This window comes from Microlunatus soli (assembly GCF_900105385.1).
Lineage (GTDB): Bacteria > Actinomycetota > Actinomycetes > Propionibacteriales > Propionibacteriaceae > Microlunatus > Microlunatus soli.
Genome location: NZ_LT629772.1, coordinates 100245 through 126750 on the forward strand (window position 1 = coordinate 100245; position 26506 = coordinate 126750).

Genomic DNA, 26506 nt, shown 5'->3' on the forward strand with positions numbered 1-26506 from the left:
CTCATGGCGACTCATCCCCAGGTCCGAGCAGCACGGGACTTCCTGCTGCTGCATCGCAGCGATTACGACACCGCGTACGCCGGATTCAGCTGGCCGGACCTGCAGCTGTTCAACTTCGCCACCGACTGGTTCGACGGGCTGGCGGAGGAATCACCGGATCAGACCGCGCTGTGGGTGATCGACGCCGCACCGGACGGCGCCGCCGGCCGCGAACAGAAACTCAGCTTCGCCGAGTTGCGGGACCGCTCGATCGCGGCCGCCCAGTGGTTGAGCGGCCTCGGCGTCCGCCGCGGCGACCGCATCCTGCTGGTGCTGGGCAATTGCGTGCCGCTGTGGGAGATCATGCTCGCCTCGATCCGGCTCGGCGCGGTGGTGATCCCGGCCACGCCGCAGCTGGCGCCGGCCGACCTGGCGGACCGGGTCGATCGTGGTGAGGCCAAGCTGTTGATCGCCGACGTCGCCGATCAGCAGAAGTTCGCCGCGCTGGAGGTCGAGTACGGCAAGGTGGCGGTGGACGGAGCAGGCTCCGGTGCACCGGTGCCGGACGGCTGGCACGACTACGCGGCGGTCACCACCGACGCTGTCGGTGAGGCCGGCTTCCCCGGCGTCAGCCGGGCCGACGACCCGATGCTGCTCTACTTCACCTCCGGCACCACCGCGCTGCCCAAGCTGGTCGAACACACCCAGACCTCCTACCCGATCGGCCATCTGAGCACGATGTACTGGATGGGGCTGCGACCGGGCGACGTCCATCTGAACATCAGCTCGCCGGGCTGGGCCAAGCACGCCTGGAGCAGCTTCTTCGCCCCGTGGTTGGCCGGCGCGACGATCCTGGTCTACAACTACCAGCGGTTTGCACCACGGGGACTGCTGGGTGTGCTGGAGCAGACCGGTGTCACGACGTTCTGTGCCCCACCGACGGTCTGGCGGATGTTGATCCAGACCGACCTCGGGTCGGCGAAGACCTCCATCCGGGAGGCGTTCAGCGCCGGTGAACCGCTGAACCCCGAGGTGATCGAGCAGGTCAAGACGGCCTGGGGGCTGACGATCCGGGACGGCTACGGCCAGACCGAGACCTCAGCACAGGTCGGCAACCCGCCAGGGGTGCCGCTGAAGCTCGGGTCGATGGGCCGTCCGCTGCCCGGCTACCGGGTCCGGCTGGTCGATCCGGCCACCGGCGAGACTCGGACCGATGAGGGCGAGCTGTGTCTGGAGTTGCAGCCCCGACCGTTGCCGTTGATGACCGGTTACAAGCAACGCGCCGACCAGTTCGACGACGGCAAGAACGAACACGCCTTCGCCGGCGACGTCTACCACACCGGTGACGTGGTGAGCGTCGACGAGGACGGCTACCTCACCTACGTCGGTCGTTCCGACGACGTCTTCAAGGCCAGCGACTACCGGATCAGCCCGTTCGAGCTGGAATCGGTGCTGATCGAACATCCGGCCGTCGCCGAGGCCGCCGTCGTGCCACACCCCGACCCGGTACGGCTGGCGGTGCCCAAGGCGTTCGTCATCCTGGCCGGTGATCACCAGCCGACGGCCGAGGTCGCCCGCGACATCCTGGGTTACGCCCGCGAGCACCTGGCGCCGTACAAGCGGATCCGGATCATCGAGTTCGGTGAACTCCCGAAGACGATCAGTGGCAAGATCCGTCGGGTCGAGTTACGAAACGCCGAACAGTCCCGCAGCGAGCGTGGCGAGTTCGAGTTCTACGCCCAGGACTTCGAGTAGCTTCGGGGTTGTGAACGGGACGGTGGCGTGAGCAAGAAGACCAACGGGCCCACGGTTGCCGATGTGCTCGGGCCGTATCTGATCGAGCAGTGCGCTGCCGTGCAGGCGGTCGGCGCCGACCTGCAGGCGGCACTCCAGGATGATCTTGAACCGGCGCTGTCGGCCGAGCGGATCCACGACGGCCGGTCCGGGTGCCGCCGGATCCGCAGCATCGTCAAGGTGTACGAGGAATTCTTCTCCGTCCCCGAGAGCGGACGGCTGTCCGACGACGCCGGCTGGTTCGCGTCCCGGATGGGTGCGGTCCGCGATCTCGACGTGCTCGGCGAACGACTCACCCGGTCCATGGACCGGCTCGATGCCGATCTGATCCTGCACGACGCCCGGCAGGAGTTGATCATCCAGATCGGTTACCGACGGCAGATCGCGCTGGCCGAACTGCGCGACGCCGTACACAGCGAACCGTACGCCGATCTTCTTGATCAACTCGCCGCCTGGCAACGCAAGCCGGCCTTCGTCCCGGACGCGTCGAAGCCGGCCACCAAGATCAAGAAGTTCCTGAAACGGTCGGAGAGCAAGCTCGGCCGCCGGCTCCGGACCGCCGCGCTGGCGATCGCTGCCGACGACCCCGAGAGCGACGAGCTGATCCACACCGCACGCCGGGTCGGCAAACGGCATCGATACGCCGTCGAGGCCGCGGCCCCGGTCCTCGGCCCGTCCGCCGACCGGCTGGTGGAACTGCATCAGCAGTTCACCGACGAGCTCGGCGAATACCAGGACAGCCGGGTCGCCTCGGTGCTGCTCCGCGACCTCGGTGGCATCCCCGGACGCAACGGCTTCACCTTCGGCGTGCTGCACGCCCAGGAGACCGCGCTGCGTCGCCGGTTGGCCAAACGGATCGCCAAACGCGCCCACGGGCTCTGACACTCATCTCTCAGCCTGGCTGACCCCTGAACGGCGAGGCTTCGCCGGATCACGCGCCCGAGGAGGGACAATGGCCCGGCACCGACCTTGGAGAGTGATAGGCACACGATGGCAGCACGGAAGACCACGACGCCACCACCGGACGACATCGTCGAACGGATCGTCGACATCGACGTCTCGTCGGAGATGGAGACCAGCTATCTGGAGTACGCCTACTCGGTGATCTACACCCGGGCGTTGCCGGATGCGCGGGACGGTCTGAAACCGGTGCAGCGACGGATCCTGTACTCGATGCGGGACATGGGCGTGTTGCCGAATCGTCCGCACGTCAAGTGTGCCCGCGTCGTCGGCCAGGTGATGGGTGTGCTGCACCCGCACGGCGACACCGCGATCTACGACGCCCTGGTCCGGATGGCCCAGCCGTGGGCGATGCGGCTGCCGGTCGTCGACGGCCACGGCAACTTCGGTTCGCTGGACGCCGGCCCGGCCGCGATGCGGTACACCGAGTGCCGGATGGCGCCGCCGGCGCTGGCGATGACCGACGGCCTGGACAAGGACACCGTCGACTTCAAGGCCAACTACGACGGCAAGGAGACCGAGCCGGTCGTGCTGCCGGCGGCGTTCCCCAACCTGCTGGTCAACGGAGCCGGCGGGATCGCGGTCGGGATGGCGACCAACTGTGCGCCGCACAATCTGGTCGAGGTCGTCCAAGCGCTGCGCCATCTGCTCAAGCACCCGAACGCCACTCTGGACACGTTGATGCGCTTCGTACCCGGTCCCGATCTGCCGACCGGCGGCAAGATCATCGGCCTGGAAGGCATCCGGGATGCCTACGAGACCGGCAAGGGATCGTTCAAGATCAGGGCGACCGCACGGGTGGAGCAGGTCAGCCCGCGACGTAAGGGCATCGTGATCACCGAGCTGCCCTACAGCGTCGGACCGGAAAAGATCATCGAGCAGGTCAAGTCGCTGGTCGGGTCGAAGAAGCTGCAGGGCATCGCCGATCTGAAGGATCTGACCGACCTGACCAACGGCACCCGGCTGGTGATCGAGGTCAAGAACGGGTTCAATCCCGACGCACTGCTGGAGCAGCTCTACCGGCAGACCAAGCTGGAGGATTCATTCTCCATCAACGCACTCGCACTGGTCGACGAGCAGCCCAGAACGCTGTCGTTGAAGGAAATGCTGGAGGTCTACCTCAAGCACCGCCTCGAGGTGGTGTTGCGCCGCACCACCTACGACCGGGACAAGGCCGCCGAACGGTTGCACCTGGTCGAGGGCCTGTTGATCGCGATCCTGGACATCGACGACGTGATCGCGATCATCCGCGGTGCCGACGATGCGGCCGCCGCGCGGTCCAAGCTGATGGACGTGTTCGAGCTCACCGAGGTGCAGGCCAACTACATCCTGGACATGCAGCTGCGCCGGCTGACCAAGTATTCCAAGATCGAGTTGGACGCCGAGCGGGACGAGCTGCAGACCAAGATCGCCGAACTCACCGAGATCATCGAGAACGAGGACCTGTTGCGGACGCTGGTCGGCAACGAGCTGGCCGATGTCGCCAAGCAGTTCGGCACGCCGCGACGCACCATCCTGCTGTCCTCCAGCGGCGTCAGCACGACCACCAGTGCCGCACCGCTGGAGGTGCCCGACGATCCGTGCTGGGTGCTGCTGTCCTCCGCCGGCCTGCTGGCCCGCACCGAGAACGCCGATCCGCTGCCCGCCGAGGGCGGCCGGGCCAATCACGATGTGATCGTCTCGGCGATCCGGACGACGGCGCGCGGCGACTACGGCCTGATCACCACCGACGGCCGGTTGATCCGGGGCAACGCGCTGGACCTGCCGACCGTCCCGGTGACGGCCAACGCACCCAACCTGCAGGGCGGTGCGCACGTCACCGAGCTGATCGCGGCCGCCGAGCCGGGTGAGAAGATCATCGCCCTGACGCGACTCGGCGAGGACGCGGCGACGATCGCCCTCGGCACCAGGAACGGTGTGGTCAAGCGGGTCAACCCCGAGCTGTTGAACAAGGACAGCTGGGACATCATCCGCCTCGACGACGGCGACCGGGTGGTCGGCGCCGTCGAGCTGACCGACGACAGCGCCGAACTGGTGTTCATCTCCGACGACGCCCAGCTGCTGCATTTCGCCGCCACCGGTGTCCGACCCCAGGGCCGCTCCGGCGGCGGCATCGCCGGCATCAAGCTCGGCGCCGGACGATCGGTCGCCTTCTTCGGTGCGGTGCCCGCCGGCGAGGCGATCGTGGTCACTGTCTCCGGCAGTGCCGATGCGCTGCCGGGAACCGACGCCGGCGCGATCAAGGTGACGCCGTTCGAGGAGTATCCGGGCAAGGGCCGGGCGACCGGTGGTGTCCGTTGTCATCGCTTCCTGAAGGGCGAGGACACCCTGCTGTTCGCCTGGGCCGGTCCGACGCCGGCGATCGCCACCGCCGACAGCGGCGCCCCCGTCGAGCTCCCCGAAGCCGACGGCCGCCGCGACGGCTCCGGTGTCCCCGCCTCCCAGCCGATCACCGCCGCCGCCACCCGAACCATCCCCTAACCACCGACCCGTCGATTCCTCCCCGTTTTCGTCGGCGTGTCGGGGAGGAACTGACGGCTCGGCGGGTTGTGGACAACGCACCCGGGTCGGGAGCTGTTCGAAGCACTGTCCACAGGCAGGACCGGCCGGTCGGATTCGGCCGAGTGTGTGGGTATGAGGACCACTCACACGGCAGCGGAATCCGCGCAGGGCCGGCCGGAGACGCTGGTGTCTCCGCTCCCCGAGATCGACCAACTGGACCTGCCCGCCGGAATACCCTTCACCCGGGCGATGGCGATCGGCTACGGGATCGGACCGAATGTGCTCACCCGTCTGGTCCGGCAAGGTGTGCTGCGACGCGTCCTGCGGGGCGTCTACGTCGACAACGCCGTGCCGGACGGCATCGGTCTCCGGTCCCAGGCGATCTCGCTGGCGATCCCGAGCGATGCGATCGTCACCGACAGCACGGCGGCCTGGCTGTACGGCGCCGACGTACGGCCCCGTGGTGCGCACCTGCGTGAGCCGGAGGTGCACTGCTTTCGCCCACCGGGTCGCAGCCGCGTCCGTCGTCCCTCCGTGAACGGCGGCGAACGCACCCTGTCCGAACGCGACATTCAGATCGTCCACGGGATCACGGTGACGTCGCCACTCCGTACGGCATGCGATCTCGGCCGGCTGATGGCCCGTGACGACGCGATCGGCGCCCTGGATGCGATGTTGCGCCATGGGAATTTCGATCAACAGGAGCTCATCGGCGAGGTGCGGCGGTTTCGCGGTTACCGCGGCGTCGTTCAGCTTCGCGAGTTGGTTCGCTGGGCCGATGGAACGTCCGAGTCGATGGGCGAATCGACACTGCGACTGCGTTGGATCGACGAAGGGCTGCCGTCGCCCGAACTGCAGATCGTCGTGTCTCCGACCGGCCGGTGGCAACGCTATCGGCTGGACCTCGGTATCCGTCGGGTGCGTTACGCAGCCGAGTACGACGGGGACGATTGGCACTCGACCGAGGAACAGGTCGCCGCCGACCGAGCACGCGACGAAGATCTCGCTGCCGACGGGTGGATCGTCGACCACTTCCGACGGGGTGAGGTCTACCACAGTCGGGCCAACGTGGTCGGCAACCAACTCCGTGCCGGCCTGCGCCGAGCCGCCCGGAGGTCCGGTTCCGCCGCCGGCCGGTAGCTCCTGATTCAAAGCCGACAACCGGACGCTGATGCCTGATCACCCCACCAACCGCCGCCGACCCGTCAGTTCCTCCGCGACACACCGCGAAAAGCGGGGAGGAACTGACGGGTCGGCGGGTGGGTTAGGCGGGCTGGAGTTTGCCGGTGAGCATCCAGAGGGCGACCTCGTTGTCGGCGTACAGCGAGTTCTGGGTGATCGGGTCGTCGTTGGTCGGGAACTGCTTGACCCGGTCGCCGTTCAGCGTCGGGGTGTTCCCGTGCCGTTCGAACAGCGGGATGATCGGCAGCGTCTTGTTGAAGATCTGGGCCAGCTTGGTGATGTTCTTCTTCAGGGCCGCCTCGTCGATGCCGCTACCGCTGGCATCGATCAGCTTCTGCAGATCGACCTTGCCGAAGCCCTCGACCGTCTGGGCCAACGGGAAGTTCATTCCCTTGCCGCCGCTGTTCTTGGCGATCGGATAATTGTGCGTCAAGAGGGCCGACACGAACGAGAAGTACGGATACGGCTGGGTCGAGTTGCCCCAACCCTGCAGCGCGAGCTGGAAGTTGCCCTTGTCGACGTCGATCGGCTGTTGGGTGCTGACCACGCCGTGCAGAGTGATCTTGATGCCGAACTTCGTCAACTGCTCGCTGAGATCCTTCGACGCGGCACTCCAGTCGGCGTAGTCGGACGGATACAGCAACTGGTAAGCAGCAGGCTTGCCGTTGGGCAGCTTCCAGCTACTACCGCTCTTCTTCCAGCCCGCGCCCTCCAACAGCTTCGCCGCCTTGTCCTGGTCGAACGCGTACGGCTCGAACTTGGACTGATCGGCCTTCTCGATCCAGATGTCGATCAGGTTGTCGGAGAAGCCGGTGTAGAACTTGGTCGGCACGCCGGACTCGCCGAGCGCGACGGTTCCGTTCTGCTTGTGGTCGATGGCGAAGTTGAGTGCCTGCCGGACCTTGGGATCGGCGAACTCCTCGGCCTTGTCGAAGTTCATGAACAACGCCGGGCCGGAGTACGTCGGCGGCCGGAGGATCTTGTAGCCGATGCTCTCGAACTGCTTCTCCGACGCCACCGGGAAGCCGTGGGTGGCGTAGTCGATGTCCTTGCTCAGCACCAGCGGCGTGACCGTCGGGGTCTCCCCGTTGTAGATCACCAACTTGTCGAACTTGACCGTGTCGGCGCCGAATCCGGTCTTGTTCTTGACCATCGTCAACTGGGTGTTGTTGATCGTCTTGTAGTCGATGTTGTAGGGCCCACTGACGACGTACTCCTTGGGCGCGAACTCGATCAACTTCTTGTTCAGCGCGGTCACCTCTTTGGAATCGGAGTCCTTGCCCGCTTCCTTCAGTGACTTGGCCTGGTCGGCGTACTCGCCGTAGACCGAGCTGGCGACGATGTTGCTGCGCAGCAGGTAGCGCTCGACCACCATCGCCGGCTGATTCATCCGCAGCGTGAACGTGGTGTCGTCCGGCGCGTCGATCTTGTCGACGTAGCTCCACAGCGGCGAGTTCAGGATCCAGTGGCACCAGAAGGTCGTCACGTAGTCCTTGGCGGTCAGCGCTGATCCGTCGCTCCACTTCAGCCCGGACTTGACCTTCACGGTGTAGGTGTTGGTCTTCTTGTCCAGCTCGTAGGAGTCGGCCAGGAACAACTCCCAGGTCTGTTCCTTCCAGTGGTACATGCCGCTCGGCAGCAGGAACAGATCGGTGTACGGCGTCCCGGCCAGGATCGCGTTCGGCGACCCGACCAACGGCTTGCCGACGGCGTTGTAGTTGCCTTGTGGAGAAGGAAGATAGGGGTACGCACCGCGATACTCGCCGCCACCGGCAGCACCACCCGACGCGCCCTTGCCGCCGCTCTTCGGCTCAGCCGGCGCGCAACCGGTCGCGGCACCGACGCCGGCGATGCCGACGGTCGAGAGCCCGACCAACTGCAGCAGACTCCGACGTGAAACTCCGTTTGGTTCACTCATTGGTTCTCCTTGGGTGACATCCGGCGGGACTGTCGACGGGCGAGTGGGATGGCTACACCGATCATGACTCCCCCCATGATCAAATTGATGATAGTGACAACGAACTGACTACTGCCGGGTTTGACGATCAGGAACAGCAACACCGACGTCAGCACCAACAAGATCCCCATGCTGAGTGCTGCCCTGATCACCAGACTGATCATTGTCCCGACCCCGATGCCGAAGCCGGCTCGGTCCTGACACCTCGAAGATCGTCGAGCTCATGCTCCCCGGCTTCCCGGGCGACCACGTGACAGGACACCTCCCGACGCTCTCCGATCCTGACCAGCTGCGGCTCCTCCACCTCACACAACCCCTCTTCGTTGATCGGGCACCGCGGATGGAAGGTGCAGCCGCTGGGCAGCGCGGCCAGGCTCGGAATCTCCGCGCTGCGCAATCCGCCACCCGGCAGCTTCTTGGCGGCCAGATCGGGATCCGGCTCGGGCACCGCGTCCAACAACGCCCGGGTATACGGGTGCTGCGGGTTCTTGATCACTTCCTGGGTCGGGCCGTACTCGACCACCCGGCCCAGATACATCACCGCGGTCCGGCCCTGCCAGCCGAAGTACTTGGCGATCGCCAGGTCATGGGTGATGAACAGAAATCCGACACCGAGGTCGTCCCGCAGCCGGCCGAGCATGTTCAGCATCGCAACCCGGATGGACACGTCCAACATCGAGGTGGATTCGTCGGCGATGATCAACTTCGGATTCAGCGACAGCGCCCGGGCAACCGACGCGCGTTGTCGCTGGCCACCGGACAATTGATGCGGGAACTTCGGCAGATAACTCTCCGGCGGTGTCAGATCGACCCGCCGCAGCAGCTCGGCGCTCTGTTCCCAAGCAGCGTCGTTGGACTTGGCCAGACCGTGCTTGCGGAGCGGAGCGGCGAGCGACTTGTAGACGCTCCGGATCGGGTTCAGCGAGGCGTACGGATCCTGATGGACGTACTGCACCGCGGTCCGGAAGTCGGCGAAGGTCTCCTTGTTCATCGACCAGATGTCCCGGCCGCCGAACTCGACCGTGCCGGCCGTCGGCTTGCTCAGGCCGGCGGCCATCCGGGCGGTGGTGGTCTTGCCGCAGCCGGACTCGCCGACCACGCACAACACCTCGCCGGCGTTCACGGTCAGCGAGACGTCACGGACCGCCGGCCGTTCGCCGCGCTTGGTCTGAAAGATCTGCGAAACGCCCTTCAGCTCCATCAGCGGAGCATCCGTCCGTGCACCGAGCTGCTCAGACATCGGCCGTCACCACCTCTCGCTTGCTGTCCACGTCCTGCCAGCGCAGGCACGCGGCCGTGTGGCTGAGCCCTTCGGCCCGCCCCTCGATCATGTCCAGCTGTGGATCGGTCGTCGCGCAGTCGTCGATCGCGTACTCGCAGCGATCCCGGAACGCGCAGCCGGCCGGCAGTGTTGCCAGCGACGGTGGCGATCCCGGAATCGACGCCAAGGTCGGGAGATCCCCGGTCACCGGCGGCACCGCGTTGATCAGACCGGCGGTGTAGGGGTGCCGGGCGGAGGAGAAGATGTCTCGTACGCTGCCGGTCTCGATGATCCGGCCGGCATACATCGTGGCCACCCGGTCGGCCAACTCCGCGGCCAGCGCCAGGTCGTGGGTGATGAAGATCATCGTGAAGCCGAGCTTCTCCCGCAGTTCCGACAGCACGTCGACGATCGCCCGCTGGGTCAGGATGTCCAACGCCGTGGTGGGCTCGTCCAAGATCAACAACCGCGGGTCCAGCAGCAGACTCATCGCGATCAGCACCCGCTGTCGCATGCCGCCGGACAGTTCGTGCGGGTAGCTGGGCAGCACCTGTTTGGGCTCCAGCCGGACCAGCCGCAGGGTCTCCGCGCTCTTCTCCGCGATCTGTTCCTTGGTCGGCTTCACGCCGCCGACCTGGTGGGCGCGCATGGTGTCGGCCATCTGATCGCCGATCCGCATCACCGGATTGAACGAGTTCATCGCACCCTGGAAGACGATCGCCGCTTCTTCCCATCGCCAACGCCGCAGCGCCTGCCGGCTCAGCTTGAGCACGTCGATGGTCTTGCCGTCCTTGCCGACATAGGACAGCTTCCCGTGCGGGACGCTGCCCAGTCGGGGCAGCAGCCGGAGCAGGCCGAGGCCCAGGGTGGTCTTGCCGCAGCCGGACTCGCCGACCAGAGCCAGTGACTGTCCCGGATACAGATCGAAGCTGACGCCGCGGACCGCATCGACATGCTGGCGTGACCCGGTCTGATAGCGCACCACCAGGTCCTCGGCCGAGAGGATCGGAGTATTGCTGTTCATCTGCTCAGTCCTTCCAGCCTGGTCAGCGATCGCGGAGCCGCGGGTTGAGGATCTCTTCCAGCGAACGGCTGAGCATGATCAACCCGAGCTGCAGCAGCACGATCATCGCTACCGGAGAGAAGATGTAACTCATCGCCGAGGGATTGAACATCGCTCCGGATGTCCAGCCGTCGTTGATCATGATGCCCCAGTTGTTCCCGGCCATCGGCGCCAGACCGAGGACGTACAGACCGACCAGGGCGTAGATCGCATTGGTGATCGCGATGATGAAGTTGATCAAGATATAGCTCGCCATGTTCGGCACGATCTCGACGAACACGATCCGCATGGTTCCAAGATTCAGCAGCCGTGCCGCCTCGACGAATTCGCGCTCCTTCAGCGACAGCACCTGGGCGCGGATCGAACGCATCAGCACCGGCCAGGACAGACCGCCGATCAGCGCCGCCAGCGCCAACGGCGAGTTCAACTGGAAGAACGCGCCGAGCACCGCCAGCAGAACGATCTGCGGGATCGTCATCACGATGTCGGTGATCTGCAGCATGACCGCATCGAACCGGCCCCGGAAGTAGGCGGCGAGAGCGCCGATGGCGACCGCGATCACCGTGGTCAGCGCGGCGGCGCCGAACCCGACCAGGATCACCGGCGCACCCCCGCGCATGATCATCGCCAGCACGTCCTGACCGCTGCCGTTGGTGCCCAACGGGTGCCCGGCACCGGGCCCGACCCAGATCGCTTGGGTGTCCGAGGCGGGGGCCGAGACCACCAGCGGCCCGATCAGCGCCACCGCGACGATGATCACGACCAGGATCAGCCCGGCGAATCCGGACGGACTCCGGGTGAGTTGGGCGAAGAGCCCCGAGCCGCGCATGCTGCTCCGGCCCGCGGCCGCCGGCAGCCCTGCTTGCTCGACGGTTGCCTGTGCCATCGGGTCAGTCCTTCGTCTCGTCGGTACGGATCCGCGGATCCAGCAGGCTGTAGATCAGGTCGGCGATCAGGTTGGCGAACACGACCGTCACCGTGATCACCAACAGGATTCCCTGCAGCACGGTGTAGTCGCGGGTCTGCAGTGCGCTGTACAGCGTGATGCCGATGCCGTCGTATTTGAACGTCTGCTCGACGAAGATCGCTCCGCCCACCACGAAGCCCGCCTGGGTCGCGATCTGGGCGACCAACGGAAGGATCGCGTTCCGCCCGACGTAGGCGGTCCGGATCCGGGCGTCGGTCAGACCGCGGGCGCGGGCGACGGTGACGTAGTCCTCACCGAGGATCTGCGTGGTGGAGGACTTCATGATCAACGCCCAGGTGCCGGCCGTGGTCAAGACGTAGGTCAGGATCGGCAGCGAGGCGTGGTAGAAGATGTCGGACACCCAGGCCAACCCGTACGAGGGGTCGACGCCGGGCGTCACGGTGCCACGCATCGAGGCGACGTCGAACAGGTGCAGCAGCGCACCGCCGATCACGACGATGATGATTGCCAGCAGGTAGTTCGGGATGGCGTGCAGCATGCTGCCGATCGCGGTCACGGCGTGGTCGATGACACCGCTGCGCCGGTAGGCCATCACCATCCCCAGCAGCAGCCCGATGGCGATCGCGATCAGCATCCCGATGCCGACACTGAACAATGTCCACGGCAGATAGGTGGCGATCATGTCGATCACCGACACGCCGCGGCTGGAGATCGACATCCCCATGTCGCCCCGGACCAGGCCGCCGAGGTAGTCGAAGTAGGCCAGCAGCGCGGGCTTCTCGGGGTCGAAACTGAAGTACGACCTGGCCGAGGCGGCCGCGTCGGCGTAGCTCACGCCGTACTGCGCGATCTGTTGGTTGATGTAGACCTGGACCGGGTTACCGGGGAGCAGTCGGACCATGAAGAAGACAGCGGTAGCGACCACCCAGACGACGAAGATCGCCCGGAGCACTCGCCTCAGTACGTAGTTCCGCCATATCTTCCGCAGGACCGGCACCGCTCCCGCTGCACGCGGGGCGACCCCGACTTCGACCGCTGCCATCGTCCTCCCAATCTCATGAGTCGTCCGTCCCGGCTGCGCCCGGTCCTTCGACCCGAACGCTCCCAAACCCTGGGAGCGTAACTGGGATCATGGTTGCACGCTACTGTTTCGTTTGATCTACTTTCCGTCACTTTCGTGCAACAATCCTGCGCTACTCCGGCTCAGGACTCAGTGACGACGGGGGCAATCGCACCGACTCCGTCGATGGACCGTTTCAGGATGATGGGCCGTCTCAGGATTCTTGGATCGCGGCGGTGATCTCGTCGACGGCCTGGGCGTTGCCGGCCACGTACCAGCTGTGTCCGCCCTGTTCGACCACCCGACCGACGCCGCCCGCGGCCTCGACCAGCGCGGCGCCGGGGATCCAGTCCCAGGGCAGCGTCCCGACATGCAGCGAGGCTCCGATCCGGCCGCCGGCCACCGAGGCCAGTTCGATCGAACCCGAGCCGATCACCCGTACGGTGGCCGCGCCGGAGATCGCGTTCAACAGCGGCGCCAGACCGCCGATGGTGTCGGCTTTCAGCCGAGCCGGCGGCAGGTAGCTGCCGATCGACAGCTCCGCCAGCGGCGCATCGGCCAGTTCGTCGACCTCGACCCCGTTGCAGGTGGTGCGGTGGCCGCGGCCGCCGACCCACAGCTCATCGGCAACCGGATGGTAGACCGCGCCCAGCACCAGCCCGTCGGGGTCGGTCAGCCCGACCGCGGAACACCAGATGCCGATCTTGGACAGGAAGTTGTAGGTACCGTCGACCGGATCGATGTACCAGGTCCGTTCCCCCGGCCGTCGGGCCCCTTCCTCACCGACCAGCCCGTCGTCGGGACGCTGCTCGATCAACCGTTCGCTGATCAACTTCTCCGCGGCATGATCGGCGTCAGAGACCACATCGGAGATCGACGTCTTGTGATGGGTCTCCAGCCCTTCGGCCAGCATCGAGGCGGCCAGCCGGCCGGCGTCGCGGACGAGCTGGGCGGCCAGGTCGAGATCTTCGGACGTTGCATCGGCGGCAGTCACGGCGCCAGCCTAACGGCCGAAGCCGGAGCTGATCTGCGAGCACTGCCGGCGGGTCGGCCGCACGATCAGCAGATCCACCGTGATCAGTGCGGACCCGGTTCCCAGCCCTCGCCACAGGCACCGCCGTCGGACGCCTCGTTGATGTTGATCTCGTCGCCGGCTCGCGTCATCAGCGGATTGTAGAAGGCTGCGACCTCCTGCGAGGCCTGCGGAATGTAGTGGAAGATCAGCGAACGCCGGAACCGATCGCTGGTGTTCGGCCGCGAACCGTGCACCAGACTGCCGTGGAAGAACAGCACATCGCCCGGCTCCATCTCGGTCTGGACGATCTCGACACCGTCGGGCAGCGGCACCTGGGCATCGGTGAAGGACTCGGACTCATCGGCCGGCTCCAGGCAGAGCAGCTGGATCCGGTGTGATCCGGGCACCACCTTCAGACCACCGTTGTCGCCGGCGATCCGGTCCATTGCGATCCAGGCGGCGATGCAGGTCTCCGGATGAGCCTGCAGGAACATGTTGTCCTGGTGCATCGCCTGACCGCGGGCGGTCGGTGGCTTGAAGTAGAACATCGACTGGGCGGCGAGGGCCGGGCCGATCAGCGACTCCACGACATCGAAGATCCGCCGATCGATCATCAGCTCGCGAGCGATCCGGCCGGCCTCCATCTCCGGATGCCGATGGGGGTGGACGAATCGCGGGTATCGCCGCAGGATGTCGTCCTCGGCAACGTGATCATCGTGGCCGAAGGAGTTGTCCCGCTCGACCTGCTCGGTGAAAACGTCGCGGATGCGGGAGATCTCGTCCGGACCGATCAATCCACGGACCTGGACGACACCTTGGCTCTGATAGGAGGTGGTGGCGTTGTCGACCTCGGCGATGAATGTCGTCATGATCGACATGGTGTCACGCAGCGCCCCGCGGTGACGAGGGGTGGATCCGCTGAAAACATGCGAGATCCTGCTACCAGAGCCCTGACCTTGTCGAAGGGCTGGTACTCGGTAGGGGCTACCGGTCCTTCGACAAGCTCAGGACTCTTGCAAGCTCAGGACGCTTGCGTCAGGCGTCGATGGTGGCGGCGTCCAACTGGTAGGCGCCGTCGATCAGGAACTCCCGGCGCGGCGCGACATCGTTGCCCATCAACAATTCGAAGGTCGTCTCCGCGGCGGCGACGTCGTCCACCGTCAGCCGACGCAGCAGCCGATGCTTCGGGTCCATCGTGGTCTCGGCCAGCTGATGGGCGTCCATCTCCCCCAACCCCTTGTAGCGTTGGGGTTCCTTGAAGTTGACGCCCTTCTTGGTGAGCTCGGCGGCCTTCCGCTGATACTCCTGGTCGTTGTAGGTGTAGAGGTACTTGTCCATCCCCTTCTTCGGATTGGACAGCTCGAAGCGGTGCAGCGGCGGGACAGCGGAGTAGACCCGTCCGGCCTCCACCAGCGGCCGCATGTAGCGGAAGAACAGAGTGGCCAACAGGGTCCGGATGTGGGCCCCGTCGGAGTCCGCGTCGGCCATGAAGATGATCTTGCCGTAGCGGGCGCCGTCCAGGTCGAAACTGCGACCGGAGCCGGCACCGACGACCTGGATGATGGAGGCGCATTCGGCGTTCTTCAACATGTCGCCGACCGAGGCCTTCTGCACGTTCAAGATCTTTCCGCGGATCGGCAGCAGCGCCTGGAACTCGGAGTTCCGGGCGGCCTGCGCGGTACCGAGCGCGGAGTCGCCCTCGACGATGAAGAGTTCGCAGCGGTCGACATCGTTGCTGCGGCAGTCCTTCAGCTTCGGCGGCAGACTGGAGGATTCCAGCGCGTTCTTGCGGCGTTGGGCTTCCTTGTGCTGCCGTGCCGCGACCCGGGCCCGGGACGCGGAGACGACCTTCTCCAGCACCGTACGGGCCTGGGCCTTGGCGTCCCGCTTGGTCGAGGTCAGGAACGCGCTCAACTCCCGATCCACCACCTTGCCGGTCAGCCGGGCCACTGCGGGGGTGCCGAGCACCTCCTTGGTCTGTCCCTCGAACTGCGGCTCGGCCAGTCGGGTGGTGACCACGGCGGTCATCCCCTCCAGGATGTCGTCCTTGATCACCTCCTCGCCGTTCTTCAACAGTCGGGTGCCTTCCAGCACCTTGCCGAAGGTCCGGGTCAGTGACCGGTCGAAGCCCTGCACGTGGGTGCCGCCCTTGGGGGTCGCGATCACGTTGACGAAGGACCGCAGCGTGGTCTCATAGCCCTTGCCCCAGCGGACCGCGATGTCGACGTCCAGATCCCGGTCGACATCGGTCGGCGTCATGTGGCCGTCGTCGTCCAACATCGGCACCGTCTCGGTGAATTGCTCGCTGCCCTGCAGCCGGATCACGTCGGTGACCGCCTCGTCCGGCGCGAGGTACTCGCAGAACTCGCTGATCCCGCCGTCGTGCAGGAAGGTCTCGACCTCCGGCTCGCCGTTCCTGGCATCGGTGACGGTCAAGGACAACCCGGGCACCAGGAAGCTGGTCTGCCGCAGTCGTCCCTTCAACTCCTCCAACGACAACTCGGCGCCGGGATGGAAGATCTGCTTGTCCGGCCAGTAGGTGATCCGGGTGCCGGTGACGCCCTTCTTGGCCCGGCGCAGCTTCTTCAGGCCACCGCCGGGCGTGAACTTGGCCTTCTCCCCCGGTCCGGCGAACTCGCCCGGTACGCCGCGTTGGAAGGACATTCCCCAGGTCGCCGACCCACGGTCGACTTCGACATCGAGCCGCGAGCTGAGCGCGTTCACCACCGAGGACCCGACGCCGTGCAGACCGCCGGCAGCGTTGTACGAGCCGCCGCCGAACTTTCCGCCGGCGTGCAGCCGGGTGAAGACCACCTCGACACCACTCAGTCCGGTCCGCGGTTCCTTGTCCACCGGGATGCCGCGGGCATGGTCGTGCACGGCGATGCTGCCGTCGGCGTTCAGGAACACCTCGACTTTGTCGCCGAAGCCGCCGAGCGCCTCGTCCACGGTGTTGTCGATCAGCTCCCAGACGCAGTGCATCAGACCGCGGGTGTCGGTGGAGCCGACATACATGCCGGGACGCTTGCGGACGGCTTCCAGGCCTTCCAGGACGAGCAGGTGACGCGCTTCGTAGTCCCGACTCTCCCCGGCCGGACTCGTCTTCTTCGCAGTGGGCACCTGGCGAGGTTACTCGCATCGGCCGGGTGCTCTGCGGAGGCGCGACGGGACCGCACCAGACCGTCAGGATCGGCTCACCTGTCGGGCGTGGCGACGTGTGCTGTACCCCTGGCCGGGTACCGTTGAGGCATGAAGCTTCTGATCGGCGTCATCGCAGGTCGCGGACCGGGTGACCGTGTGATCGTCGTAACAGAACTTTCATGATGTTGAGTTGGCAAAACGGAACAAACCAGCGGTCGTTCGCGGTTGACTGGTGTGTAGGTTCGAAGACAGATGAACCGTTGGTGGATCCGCGAAGTTCCTAGTACTGGATCTGGGGAAAGAGAGGCCTATCGTGAGCACTTCAGTTATCGAGGACGCAGCCCTGACTGCGGCCGATCGCTGCGACCGTTGCGGCGCGCAGGCCTATGTACGAGTCACGCTCCCGGGTGGTTCGCAGCTCCTGTTCTGCGCACACCACGGCAAGGAGCACGCCGACAAGCTGAAGCAGGTCGCGCTCAAGATCCAGGACGAGACGTCGAAGATCAGCTGAGCTGACCGGGCCGGACCGGAGAAACCTCCCAGTACGGCCCATCGCACTTCACCTCGACCGCCGCGCTCCCGGGGATTCCCGGGACCGCGGCGGTCGTGCATCCGACTACGAGGCCTGGCTCCCCGCGACCGCCTGCTCGCGCGCTACCGCTCATCCAACCGAATGTGAGCTGGTGGCTGCCGGATCGCTCGGTGCTGCAGCCATACGCTCACATTCGGTCGGGTTGTCAGCGGTAGCCCCACCAGTCGGGTTGTGCCCGGGTCCACCGGTCACGGCTGCGGTCCCGGGCCTGTCCGCGACGGTAGCCGTCCTGCAGCCGGGCGACGAACTGAGGGCGATGGCGGGTCAGATCGAGGCTGTCACAGCGACTGACGGTCACGCCGGCCGATTCCAGTTTCTCCTCGCGGACGTTGTCCTTGCGATGCTGTTCACGGTCGCGGTGTTGCTTGCCGTCGAACTCGGTTGCGAACGCTGCCTCAGGATCGAAGAGGTCGGGCTGGCCGAGAAACGATTCGCCGTCGAACAGCGGCACGTTCAGGAGTGGCTCCGGAAGCCCGGCGTCGTGGAGGTAGCAGACTCGCAGGATCGACTCCCAAGGGCTGCGGACGCCGGTCCGGCCGAGCGCGATCGCCGCCCTGGCCTGCCGGACCCCGCCCATCCTCGGATGGCGGCGGCAGTAGTCGAGCAGCGCACGCGGGTCGACTGCAGCCTGCGTGAGCATGGCGTCGACGAAGACCACCGCCTCGGACAGCGTCGGCGCCCAGCGGGCACCGTCGAAGGTCGTCCGGACCGGTGTGGTGACTCGCATTCCGTACCGCAGGCAGGTGTCGTCGTCGGAGACCCGGGTCGCGCGGTAGCGCACGGTCGGTCTGTCAAGCCTCCTCGGGCCGATGCCGTCGACAGCGAGAGTGCCGTCGGAGTCCCGGCTCCTGCCGTCCAGCCAGCCCGCGCCGTGCAGGTAGCCAGCGGCCCAGCCTCCGATCACGCCGCCGCCACTGGCGACGGCGGCCCACGCTTCGGCGATCCGCTGGCCAGGCGAATCCGACATCGTGTCGGCCGGCAGGTAGAAGCCGCGTTCGGTCCGGCGCCACCGACGACCCCGGAGGACGGCTCGTGTGACTCCCGCCGACGTCAGCTCCCGGAACGATCGGGGCACCTCGACCTGCCGGAGCTCGCGCGCAGTCCCTGCCATCCCCTCAGCATCGCGGCCGCACCAGCCCTGCCCACCGAGTTATCCACACGGGCGGCGGATGCCGGCACAGAATGTGAGCTGATGGCTGTCAGGCCAACGGAGTGACAGCCATCAGCTCACATTCGGGGCCGATACAGGCCGAGACGCAAACGGCCCCGCTCCCAAGGAGGGAGCGGGGCCGATTCACGTACGAGGTCAGTCCAGGTAGTCGCGGAGGACCTGGGACCGGGACGGGTGCCGCAGCTTGGACATCGTCTTGGACTCGATCTGCCGGATCCGTTCGCGGGTGACGCCGTAGACCTTGCCGATCTCGTCCAGCGTCTTGGGCTGGCCGTCGGTCAGGCCGAAGCGCATCGAGACCACGCCGGCCTCGCGCTCGCTCAGGGTGTCCAGCACGTCGTGCAACTGCTCCTGCAGCAGGGTGAAGCCGACGGCATCGGCCGGCACGACCGCTTCGGAGTCCTCGATCAGGTCACCGAACTCGGAGTCGCCGTCCTCGCCCAGCGGGGTGTGCAGGGAGATCGGCTCGCGGCCGTACTTCTGCACCTCGACGACCTTCTCCGGGGTCATGTCGAGCTCCTTGGCGAGCTCCTCCGGAGTGGGTTCGCGGCCGAGATCCTGCAGCATCTGGCGCTGCACCCGGGCCAGCTTGTTGATCACTTCGACCATGTGCACCGGGATCCGGATGGTACGAGCCTGATCGGCCATCGCGCGGGTGATCGCCTGCCGGATCCACCAGGTGGCGTAGGTGGAGAACTTGTAGCCCTTGGTGTAGTCGAACTTCTCGACCGCACGGATCAGGCCCATGTTCCCTTCCTGGATCAGATCCAGGAACATCATGCCGCGGCCGGTGAACCGCTTGGCCAGGCTGACCACCAGTCGCAGGTTGGCCTCGAGAAGGTGGTTCTTGGCGCGCCGGCCGTCCTCGGCGATCCACTCGTAGTCGGTCCGCTTGGACTCGCGGAGCTTGACGTCGTCGGAGCCGATCTGCTCGTCGGCGAACAGACCGGCCTCGATCCGCTTGGCGAGCTCGACCTCCTGCTCGGCGTTCAGCAGGGCGACCTTGCCGATCTGCTTCAGGTAGTCCTTGACCGGGTCGGCGGTGGCGCCGGCGGCGAGCACCTGCTGCTCGGGCTCGTCGGCGTCATCGGCATCGGAGAGGCTGAAACCCTGGTCCTCGGTCAGCTCCTTCTCGAGCTTGCCCTCTTCCTTCTGGTCGAACTTGGACTCGTCGACATCGTCCAGGCTGCGCTTCTTGCCGCCGACGGTCAGCACCACGTCCGAGCCGTCGACCTCGACCGACACATCGGTCTCGGCCTTGGTCTTGCGACCACCCTTCTTGGCGGCGGTCTTCTTCGCCGCGGCCTTCTTCGCCGGCCCGGTCGTCTCCTCCGCCTCCTCGACGGTCGGATCCGCTACAGCCTTCAAGGGCGCCTTCCTCGTCGAAGACTTCGACGTCTTTTTCGCAGGGGCCTTCTTGACGGGCGCGTCGATCTTGCTTGCGCTGCTGGTCGCAGCGGACACGCGTCCGTCGGCCGGACGGGCATTGGAGGTGGGTGTCACAAAGAACCTCTCGCTTACCGGTACGGAATGCATCGGGTCGGGCTGGGCAGTAGCTTCTCGGAAGCTTCTGATTTTAGGGCAGGATCAGGCCGTCGGAAGTCAACCCCTGGTCCGAAAAGTATTCTGGCACGACTCTCCAAATCCTGATGCATCGAGGGGGTCGAAACGCCGATCGCGATCACCGCCGACACGACCCATCACCCGGGTACGCCCCGGGTCGTCGGCGGTCACGACGGTGCAGTTGCCTCCGCCTTCACCGCCAGCACGGGACAGGACGCGTCCAGCAGCACCCGCTGGGCATTGCTGCCCAGCAAGAGTTTTCCGACCGGGGACCGGCGCCGGAGCCCGATCACGATCAAGGCATCGGGAGAGCTTTCCGAAACCTTGATCAACTCTTCGGCCGGGTCGAGCACGTCGGGCGCCTGGTGGATGTCGAACTGCAGACCGGTCGACTCCATCAGGTCCTGCACATCGGTCACCTCGTCGTCGGCGGACGTGTGCACCACGACCACCTTGGCGTCATTGGTCCTGGCGATCCGGATCGCTCGGGCCAGCGCGGCGCGGCCCTCGGGCTTGGCGGAATATCCGACCACCAACGTCGATGCGGCGCCTGAGGTTGTCCCGCTGTCCGTCATGCCGTCCTCCATCCGCCGTCGACCGTTGCGGCCACCTTAACCGGTTGGGACATCCGACTCCTGAACGAATCTCTGAGGCAGACCCTAGCCCCGAACGGCCGGCGGCTCACGACACCGGCCAGGTGTGTACCGGCTGCCCTTCGGCCATCAGCCGGCGATAGTCGCCGAGCATGCCGTGCAGCGCGCTGTCCCGGCTCTCCCCCGCCCGTTCCCTGGCTGCCACCGCGGAGGTCTGCCAGGTGGCGCCGTTGATCCCTGTCAGGCAACGACGTTCGATGATCTCCAGCAGTTGATCGGCCTCGGTGCTGTCGATCTGCCAGCGCCGCAGCCCGTCGGCGGCCAGTGGCAGCAGTTTGCGCAGCACCAGATCGGTGACCGCGGTCTCGCCGACCTGCTGTCCCCGGGCCGGGGCGGATGGGGTTGCGGCGGCCGAGTTCACGCCGGGCCAGTTCACCGTCGCCGCGAGCCCGTTCCGGGTGCCGGCAGCGAAGTTGGCGGCCGCGACCTCGAACGGCAATTCGGTCCAGATCGGCCGGTCCTGTTCGGCCAGGGCCCGGACCAGTCCGGCGAAGAAGGCGACGTTGGCCATCGTGTCGATCACCGACGGACCGGCCGGCAGCACCCGGTTCTCCACCCGCAGGTGCGGCCGGTCGCCGGCGATGTCGTACACCGGCCGGTTCCACCGATAGACGGTGCCGTTGTGCAGCTGCAGCTCGTCCAACTGCGGGTTGCGGCCGGCGTCCAGTTCGGCGACCGGGTCGGCGTCGCCGACCACCGGCAGCAGCGCGGCGAAGTAGGTGGTGTTCTCCTCGTACAGGTCGAGCACCGAGTCGATCCACCGCTCGCCGAACCAGACCCGCGGCCGGACGCCCTGGGCCTTCAGATCGTCGGTGCGGGTGTCGGTCGCCTGCGAGAACAACGGGATCCGTGACTCGTCGACCAGTCTCTTGCCGTACAGGAAGGGTGAGTTGGCGCCGACCGCGACCTGCACGCCGGCGATCGCCTGGGCAGCGTTCCAGTACGGCGCGAAGTCGTCGGGCCCGACCTGGAGATGGATCTGGGTCGAGGTGCACGCCGCCTCCGGCATCACCGAATCGGTGCTGAGTCGCAGTTGCTCGACCCCGTCGATGCTGATCGCGATGTCCTCGCCGCGGGCCTGCAGCACCTGCTCGTTGAGCATCGCGTAGCGCGGATTGGCCGACAGGTGTTCGCTGTCGGTGTGCTCGGGACGCAACGTCGGCAGGATCCCGATCATCACCAGCCGGGCACCGCTGATCTTCTGTTCGGCCGAGTCCAGTGCGGCCCGTACGGCGTCGGCGAAGTCGCCCAGACCGTTGCCCTCCAGCCGCCGCGGCGGGACGTTGATCTCCAGATTGAAGCGACCGAGCTCGGTCTGGAACTGCGGGTCGGCGATCGCCGCCAACGCTTCGGCGTTCCGCATCGCCGGCTCGAACCGGTCGTCGATCAGGTTCAGCTCGATCTCCAGGCCGCTCATCGGACTCATCGCCTCGAAGCGGCCCTCGGTGAGCATCCGGGCCAGCACGTCCAGGTCGGTCCGCATCTTCTCCCGATACCGGGTCCGGTCGGCGCGAGTGAACTGTTGCGCCTCAACCTCATCTCCCATACCCGCCATCCTTCCCTACCACGCCGGCTTCCGTATGCTCGCCGAGGTGACGACTGCAGCAACCAGCTACTACCGACGGACCTCGCCGACCACGTTCGCACCGACCGAACATGTCCAGGGCGCCTGGCGGGAGACCGAGCAACACATGGGTCCGGTCTCCGGATTGCTCACCCACGCGCTGGAGACGACCAGTCCGCGTCCGGATCTGCAACTGTGCCGGATCAGCTACGAGATCCTCGGCGTGATCGCAGCCGACGAGTCCACCGTCGAGGTCGAGGTGGTCCGACCCGGGCGAACCATCGAGATGCTGGAGGCTCGGATGATCATCGGCGGCCGGACCGCGGTCCGGGCGACCGGTTGGCGGCTGGCGATCGGTGACACCGCAGCCGTCGCCGGCGGGCAGCCCGAACCGCTTCCGGCGCCGAACACCTGGCCGAGCAGCGACATCTCGACCTTCTGGTCCGGCGGTTACATCGACAGCCTGGATTTCCACATCGACCCGGCCTCGGAGCCCGGTAGCTGCCGGGCCTGGCTGAGCACCGAGATCGACCTGGTCGAGGGAGAGCCGTCCTCCGATCTGGCCCGCTTCACCGCGCTGGTGGATGCGGCCAACGGCATCGCCGCCCGGCAGCCGCCGAAGGAGTGGCTCTACCCGAACACCGACCTGACCCTGCACTTCTTCCGGACCCCGCGGTTCGCCGAAGATGATCATCGGGTCGGGCTGGATGCACGGGCGATCTGGGGACCGTCCGGTGTCGGGCTGACCTCGACCACCCTGTACGACGCCGCCGGCCCGGTCGGCCGCGCCGAACAGATCCTGACCGTCCGCCCGATGCCATGACCTGGGGGCGGATACTCGGTTGGCGCGTTGGTTAGGGTCGGACTGTGACCAGCGATTCCGCTCAGCATCCCAGCACCGATCAGCATCCCAGCACCGACCTTGTCGCCCCGATCGCCGAACGCCGCCCGTTCACCCGGTCCCATCACGGCGACCAGGTCAACGATCCCTACGAGTGGTTGCGGGACTCCGACGATCCGGCGGTGATCGGTTATCTCGAGGCCGAGAACGCCTACACCGAGGCGATGACCACCCAGCTGGCCGGCCTACGGGAAGAGATCTTCGACGACATCCGGTCGCGCACCCAGGAGACCGACCTCAGCGTCCCCGGCTTCAGCAAGCACACCGACGGATCGGCCTACTGGTACTACACCCGCACGGTGCATGGCTCGGAGTATCCGATCTTCTGCCGAGCCGCGGCAGCTGATCCGCTGCAGCCGCCGGACGTGGACGGCGAGATCGCCGGCGAGCAGGTGCTGTTGGACGCCAACGCCGAGGCCGGCGACAGCGAGTTCTTCTCGCTCGGTGCGTTCAGTGTCTCCCCCACCGGCAAGCTGTTGGCCTACTCCGTCGACGAGACCGGCAACGAACGCTTCCAGTTGCGGTTCCTCGATCTGGAGAGCGGCAAACGTTCCGACGAGGTGATCGACAACGTCGCCTACGGCGCGGCCTGGGCCGGTGATGATCATCTGTTCTACACCCGGGCCGACGACGCCTGGCGACCGTTCCAGGTGCTGCGGCATCGGCTCGGCACCGACGCCGGCGACGATGCCGAGGTGTTCGCCGAACCGGACGAACGGTTCTGGGTGGGTGTCGGCAGCAGTCGGGACCGGGACTGGATCGTGATCGATGCCGGCAGCAAGCTGACCAGCGAGGTCCGGCTGTTGCCGAGCAACGATCCGGAATCGGAGCCGCGGATCGTCGCACCCCGTCGACAGGGCGTGGAGTATCAGGTGGAGCCGGCCGGTGACCGATTGCTGATCTTGCACAACGACGGTGCCGAGGACTTCGCCCTGGCCCAGGCTCCGCTCGATTCCACCGACCATGATCAGTGGCGACCGGTCCTCGGTCATCAGCCCGGTGTCCGTCTGCAGGAGGTGGACGCCTACGCCGGTCATGTCGTCGTCGGTCTGCGGCGCAACGGACTGACCGGGATCCACGTGATCGGCCGGGACGCCGGCGGTGAGCTCGGCGAGGGTTGGGACATCGACTTCGACGAGCCGCTGTTCACCGTCTACCCGTCGGCCTCCAGCTACTACGCCAGCCCGTCGATCCGGCTCTCCTACACCTCGATGGTGACGCCGAACTCGATCTACGACTACCGCGTCGCTGACCGCGAATTGATCTTGCGCAAGGTGACACCGGTCCTTGATCATCCGACCCGTGGCGGCTACCGCTCCGACGACTACGTCCAAACTCGGGACTGGGCGACCGCCGCGGACGGCACCAAGGTGCCGATCTCGATCGTGCGGGCCAAGGACACCCCACTGGACGGCACGGCGCCGGCCGTGATCTACGGCTACGGTTCCTACGAGATCCCGATCGATCCGGAATTCTCCATCCCGGTGCTGTCCTTCCTGGACCGTGGTTTCGTCTACGCGATCGCACACATCCGCGGCGGTGGTGAGCTCGGCCGGCACTGGTACGACCAGGGCAAGACCGGGACCAAGATCAACACCTTCACCGATTTCGTGGCCTGTGCCCGGCATCTGGTCGACGCCGGCTACACCAGTGTCGATCGACTGGCCGCTCGTGGCGGCAGCGCCGGCGGGCTGCTGATGGGCGCGGTGGCCAACCTCGCCCCGGACGCGTTCCGGGCGATCCACGCCGCGGTGCCGTTCGTCGATCCGCTGACCTCGATCCTGATGCCCGAGTTGCCACTCACGGTGACCGAGTGGGAAGAATGGGGTGACCCGCTGCACGATGCCTCGGTCTATGCCTACATGAAGTCCTACAGCCCGTACGAGAACGTTGCCCACAAGGACTATCCGGCGATCCTGGCCACCACCAGCCTGCATGACACCCGGGTGCTCTTCACCGAACCGGCGAAGTGGATCGCGGCACTGCGCCAGACCGCGACCAACGGCCCGGATCGTCCGATCCTGCTGAAGACCGAGATGTCAGCCGGACACGGCGGCGCCAGCGGCCGTTACCAACGGTGGAAGGAAACCGCCTTCGACTACGCCTGGATCATCTCCCAGGTTCGTCCGGGCTGACTGCGTCCACGGTGACGTGAACGTGGGCTGCGGCCGATCACCGTACGGCGACAATTGGGTGACGACATCGCCGGGACGTAGCGTCGATACGATACGGCGCGGCCGACTCGCCACCGCTCGCAGGTGAGTCAGGTCAGGTGCCGCTCCGCCTGATCAAGATCTTGATCAACTCGGCGGGCCGGGAACCGATTGGCGATCGAACGGTGGGTGCCGAGCGTGCCGTCCCAGCCGTTGGCCCGGGTCGACGCGAAGGCCGACGGTCCCGGTATGTCGGCCCGATCCGCCAGCAGGCCGGCGAATCGGTCGTTGGCAGCCACCATGGCATCGATGGTGGCTGCATCGACGCGTCCGGGACGCCGCCCCGGCAGACGTTGTTGGACGACGGCGACGTAGCCGTCGGCCAATTGCACCGTTTGCTCGTGGCGTGGCACCGGGCAGCCGGCCGCCCGCGCCAACTCCAGCACTTCGGCGGTCAGCGACATCTCGGTGAACGAAGCCGTGGTGCGGGTGATCGCCACCTCGACGCCGGTACCGCGATGCCGCGCGTAGGCAGCGCTGCTCGTTCCTCCGGTCTGATCGTCGAGCCCGATCAGTTGCAGGTCTGCACCGATTCGCGCGTTGATCTCGGTGATGGTGTCGACCGGCGACCACGGGTTCTCCGAATCGGTGAACTCCAACCGTCCCGGCATCACGCTTCCCCGTTCTCCGCTTCGCGGGCGTTCGCAGGCATTGCCAGTGGTGCAAGGCCTGTCGATGGATCCGACACCCGGAACCACCCCGTGCGGACGTACCAGTGCCGTCCCGATCCGAGCACCGAGACGATGCCGCGCTGTAACGATGTGTCCTGCGGAAGTTGATCAAGAAAGCCGGACGATACCTGTGCCCCGCCGACCGCCCGTCGAAAGACATGCCGAATCGGATCGGCGTCATCGATCCGGGAGTCGGTGAAGTGATCAAAGCGTGCCTGGAACCGGACGATGTTGCTGTCGGCCGGCAGCAGATCGATCAATTGAGGATCCATTAGCCAGGAGTGGCAGCAGAAGGCGGCGGCCCGCTCGGAGAGCCCGAGTGCTCGATCCATCGAT

Annotated in this window: 22 protein-coding genes; 7 read left to right on the top strand and 15 right to left on the bottom strand. The window is 66.3% G+C overall.

Features of this window, described 5'->3' with window-relative positions; translation table 11 throughout:
* Positions 1-3 precede the first annotated feature (3 nt).
* From BLU38_RS00405 to BLU38_RS00420, 4 genes are all read left to right on the top strand, one after another.
* The gene (locus BLU38_RS00405; RefSeq protein ID WP_091518138.1) at positions 4-1734 is read left to right on the top strand and encodes an AMP-binding protein; all 1731 of its coding nucleotides are present in this window, start codon (positions 4-6) and stop codon (positions 1732-1734) included.
* 27 nt (positions 1735-1761) lie between these two features.
* Positions 1762-2655, top strand: a complete 894-nt coding sequence (locus tag BLU38_RS00410) for a CHAD domain-containing protein (protein ID WP_091518143.1) — start codon at positions 1762-1764, stop codon at positions 2653-2655.
* A 108-nt stretch (positions 2656-2763) separates the two neighbouring features.
* Positions 2764-5214, top strand: a complete 2451-nt coding sequence (locus BLU38_RS00415) for a DNA gyrase/topoisomerase IV subunit A (protein WP_091518146.1) — start codon at positions 2764-2766, stop codon at positions 5212-5214.
* A 153-nt stretch (positions 5215-5367) separates the two neighbouring features.
* Positions 5368-6375 carry a type IV toxin-antitoxin system AbiEi family antitoxin domain-containing protein gene (locus BLU38_RS00420; RefSeq protein WP_091518149.1) on the top strand — a complete coding sequence of 336 codons (1008 nt, stop codon included), beginning with the start codon at positions 5368-5370 and terminating at the stop codon, positions 6373-6375.
* A gap of 124 nt (positions 6376-6499) precedes the next feature.
* On the opposite strand, the gene BLU38_RS00425 is transcribed toward BLU38_RS00420, so the two are convergent.
* The 9 genes from BLU38_RS00425 to BLU38_RS00465 form a co-directional block, all read right to left on the bottom strand.
* Positions 6500-8335, bottom strand: coding sequence for an ABC transporter substrate-binding protein (locus BLU38_RS00425; protein ID WP_197679933.1), 1836 nt, complete (start codon positions 8333-8335; stop codon positions 6500-6502).
* A complete protein-coding gene (locus BLU38_RS00430) occupies positions 8332-8526 on the bottom strand; it encodes a hypothetical protein (RefSeq protein WP_172836036.1) in 195 nt (64 codons plus the stop codon). The genes BLU38_RS00425 and BLU38_RS00430 overlap by 4 nt, the downstream gene beginning before the upstream one ends.
* An 8-nt stretch (positions 8527-8534) precedes the next feature.
* A complete protein-coding gene (locus tag BLU38_RS00435; protein WP_091518156.1) occupies positions 8535-9614 on the bottom strand; it encodes an ABC transporter ATP-binding protein in 1080 nt (359 codons plus the stop codon).
* Complete coding sequence (locus BLU38_RS00440) at positions 9607-10659, bottom strand: ABC transporter ATP-binding protein (RefSeq protein WP_091518160.1); 1053 nt, start codon at positions 10657-10659, stop codon at positions 9607-9609. The genes BLU38_RS00435 and BLU38_RS00440 overlap by 8 nt, the downstream gene beginning before the upstream one ends.
* 22 nt (positions 10660-10681) lie before the next feature.
* Positions 10682-11584 carry an ABC transporter permease gene (locus BLU38_RS00445; RefSeq protein ID WP_197679934.1) on the bottom strand — a complete coding sequence of 301 codons (903 nt, stop codon included), beginning with the start codon at positions 11582-11584 and terminating at the stop codon, positions 10682-10684.
* Between the two features lie 4 nt (positions 11585-11588).
* Entirely contained in the window at positions 11589-12668 is a 1080-nt protein-coding gene (locus BLU38_RS00450) for an ABC transporter permease (protein WP_091518164.1), read from the bottom strand.
* A gap of 232 nt (positions 12669-12900) precedes the next feature.
* The gene (locus BLU38_RS00455; protein WP_091518167.1) at positions 12901-13680 is read right to left on the bottom strand and encodes an inositol monophosphatase family protein; all 780 of its coding nucleotides are present in this window, start codon (positions 13678-13680) and stop codon (positions 12901-12903) included.
* Between the two features lie 83 nt (positions 13681-13763).
* The gene (locus BLU38_RS00460) at positions 13764-14570 is read right to left on the bottom strand and encodes a phytanoyl-CoA dioxygenase family protein (protein WP_091518170.1); all 807 of its coding nucleotides are present in this window, start codon (positions 14568-14570) and stop codon (positions 13764-13766) included.
* Between the two features lie 166 nt (positions 14571-14736).
* Positions 14737-16821 carry a DNA gyrase/topoisomerase IV subunit B gene (locus tag BLU38_RS00465; protein WP_157683117.1) on the bottom strand — a complete coding sequence of 695 codons (2085 nt, stop codon included), beginning with the start codon at positions 16819-16821 and terminating at the stop codon, positions 14737-14739.
* A gap of 334 nt (positions 16822-17155) precedes the next feature.
* On the opposite strand from BLU38_RS00465, the gene BLU38_RS00470 reads away from it, so the two are divergent.
* Entirely contained in the window at positions 17156-17353 is a 198-nt protein-coding gene (locus BLU38_RS00470; RefSeq protein WP_091518173.1) for a DUF7455 domain-containing protein, read from the top strand.
* A 226-nt stretch (positions 17354-17579) separates the two neighbouring features.
* Here the strand turns inward: BLU38_RS00470 and BLU38_RS00475 are convergent, their stop codons facing one another.
* From BLU38_RS00475 to BLU38_RS00490, 4 genes are all read right to left on the bottom strand, one after another.
* The gene (locus BLU38_RS00475; RefSeq protein WP_091518176.1) at positions 17580-18545 is read right to left on the bottom strand and encodes a PDDEXK family nuclease; all 966 of its coding nucleotides are present in this window, start codon (positions 18543-18545) and stop codon (positions 17580-17582) included.
* 195 nt (positions 18546-18740) lie between these two features.
* A complete protein-coding gene (locus BLU38_RS00480) occupies positions 18741-20108 on the bottom strand; it encodes an RNA polymerase sigma factor (protein WP_407939635.1) in 1368 nt (455 codons plus the stop codon).
* 227 nt (positions 20109-20335) lie between these two features.
* Positions 20336-20743, bottom strand: coding sequence for a universal stress protein (locus BLU38_RS00485; protein WP_091531513.1), 408 nt, complete (start codon positions 20741-20743; stop codon positions 20336-20338).
* A gap of 106 nt (positions 20744-20849) precedes the next feature.
* Positions 20850-22367 (bottom strand): glutamate--cysteine ligase, encoded by a 1518-nt coding sequence (locus tag BLU38_RS00490; RefSeq protein ID WP_091518181.1) that lies wholly within the window; start codon positions 22365-22367, stop codon positions 20850-20852.
* A 46-nt stretch (positions 22368-22413) separates the two neighbouring features.
* Between BLU38_RS00490 and BLU38_RS00495 the strand changes: the two genes are divergently transcribed.
* Positions 22414-23208 carry a thioesterase family protein gene (locus BLU38_RS00495; protein ID WP_231920114.1) on the top strand — a complete coding sequence of 265 codons (795 nt, stop codon included), beginning with the start codon at positions 22414-22416 and terminating at the stop codon, positions 23206-23208.
* 44 nt (positions 23209-23252) lie between these two features.
* The gene (locus BLU38_RS00500; protein ID WP_091518187.1) at positions 23253-25421 is read left to right on the top strand and encodes a S9 family peptidase; all 2169 of its coding nucleotides are present in this window, start codon (positions 23253-23255) and stop codon (positions 25419-25421) included.
* A gap of 128 nt (positions 25422-25549) precedes the next feature.
* On the opposite strand, the gene BLU38_RS00505 is transcribed toward BLU38_RS00500, so the two are convergent.
* Both BLU38_RS00505 and BLU38_RS00510 read right to left on the bottom strand, forming a co-directional pair.
* Positions 25550-26110 carry a hypothetical protein gene (locus tag BLU38_RS00505; RefSeq protein ID WP_091518190.1) on the bottom strand — a complete coding sequence of 187 codons (561 nt, stop codon included), beginning with the start codon at positions 26108-26110 and terminating at the stop codon, positions 25550-25552.
* A complete protein-coding gene (locus BLU38_RS00510) occupies positions 26110-26502 on the bottom strand; it encodes a hypothetical protein (protein WP_157683118.1) in 393 nt (130 codons plus the stop codon). Before BLU38_RS00510 ends, BLU38_RS00505 begins: the two co-directional genes overlap by 1 nt.
* Between the last annotated feature and the right edge of the window lie 4 nt (positions 26503-26506).

What these genes read in the sequence shown, in the direction of transcription:
- BLU38_RS00415 (WP_091518146.1), top strand. Translation starts at nt 2,764, where the DNA reads ATGGCAGCACGGAAGACCACGACGCCACCACCGGACGACATCGTCGAA.
- BLU38_RS00405 (WP_091518138.1), top strand. Translation starts at nt 4, where the DNA reads ATGGCGACTCATCCCCAGGTCCGAGCAGCACGGGACTTCCTGCTGCTG.
- BLU38_RS00490 (WP_091518181.1), bottom strand. Translation starts at nt 22,367, where the DNA reads ATGGGAGATGAGGTTGAGGCGCAACAGTTCACTCGCGCCGACCGGACC.
- BLU38_RS00460 (WP_091518170.1), bottom strand. Translation starts at nt 14,570, where the DNA reads ATGACGACATTCATCGCCGAGGTCGACAACGCCACCACCTCCTATCAG.
- BLU38_RS00450 (WP_091518164.1), bottom strand. Translation starts at nt 12,668, where the DNA reads ATGGCAGCGGTCGAAGTCGGGGTCGCCCCGCGTGCAGCGGGAGCGGTG.
- BLU38_RS00510 (WP_157683118.1), bottom strand. Translation starts at nt 26,502, where the DNA reads ATGGATCGAGCACTCGGGCTCTCCGAGCGGGCCGCCGCCTTCTGCTGC.
- BLU38_RS00440 (WP_091518160.1), bottom strand. Translation starts at nt 10,659, where the DNA reads ATGAACAGCAATACTCCGATCCTCTCGGCCGAGGACCTGGTGGTGCGC.
- BLU38_RS00475 (WP_091518176.1), bottom strand. Translation starts at nt 18,545, where the DNA reads ATGGCAGGGACTGCGCGCGAGCTCCGGCAGGTCGAGGTGCCCCGATCG.
- BLU38_RS00425 (WP_197679933.1), bottom strand. Translation starts at nt 8,335, where the DNA reads ATGAGTGAACCAAACGGAGTTTCACGTCGGAGTCTGCTGCAGTTGGTC.
- BLU38_RS00485 (WP_091531513.1), bottom strand. Translation starts at nt 20,743, where the DNA reads ATGACGGACAGCGGGACAACCTCAGGCGCCGCATCGACGTTGGTGGTC.
- BLU38_RS00505 (WP_091518190.1), bottom strand. Translation starts at nt 26,110, where the DNA reads ATGCCGGGACGGTTGGAGTTCACCGATTCGGAGAACCCGTGGTCGCCG.
- BLU38_RS00420 (WP_091518149.1), top strand. Translation starts at nt 5,368, where the DNA reads ATGAGGACCACTCACACGGCAGCGGAATCCGCGCAGGGCCGGCCGGAG.
- BLU38_RS00435 (WP_091518156.1), bottom strand. Translation starts at nt 9,614, where the DNA reads ATGTCTGAGCAGCTCGGTGCACGGACGGATGCTCCGCTGATGGAGCTG.
- BLU38_RS00445 (WP_197679934.1), bottom strand. Translation starts at nt 11,584, where the DNA reads ATGGCACAGGCAACCGTCGAGCAAGCAGGGCTGCCGGCGGCCGCGGGC.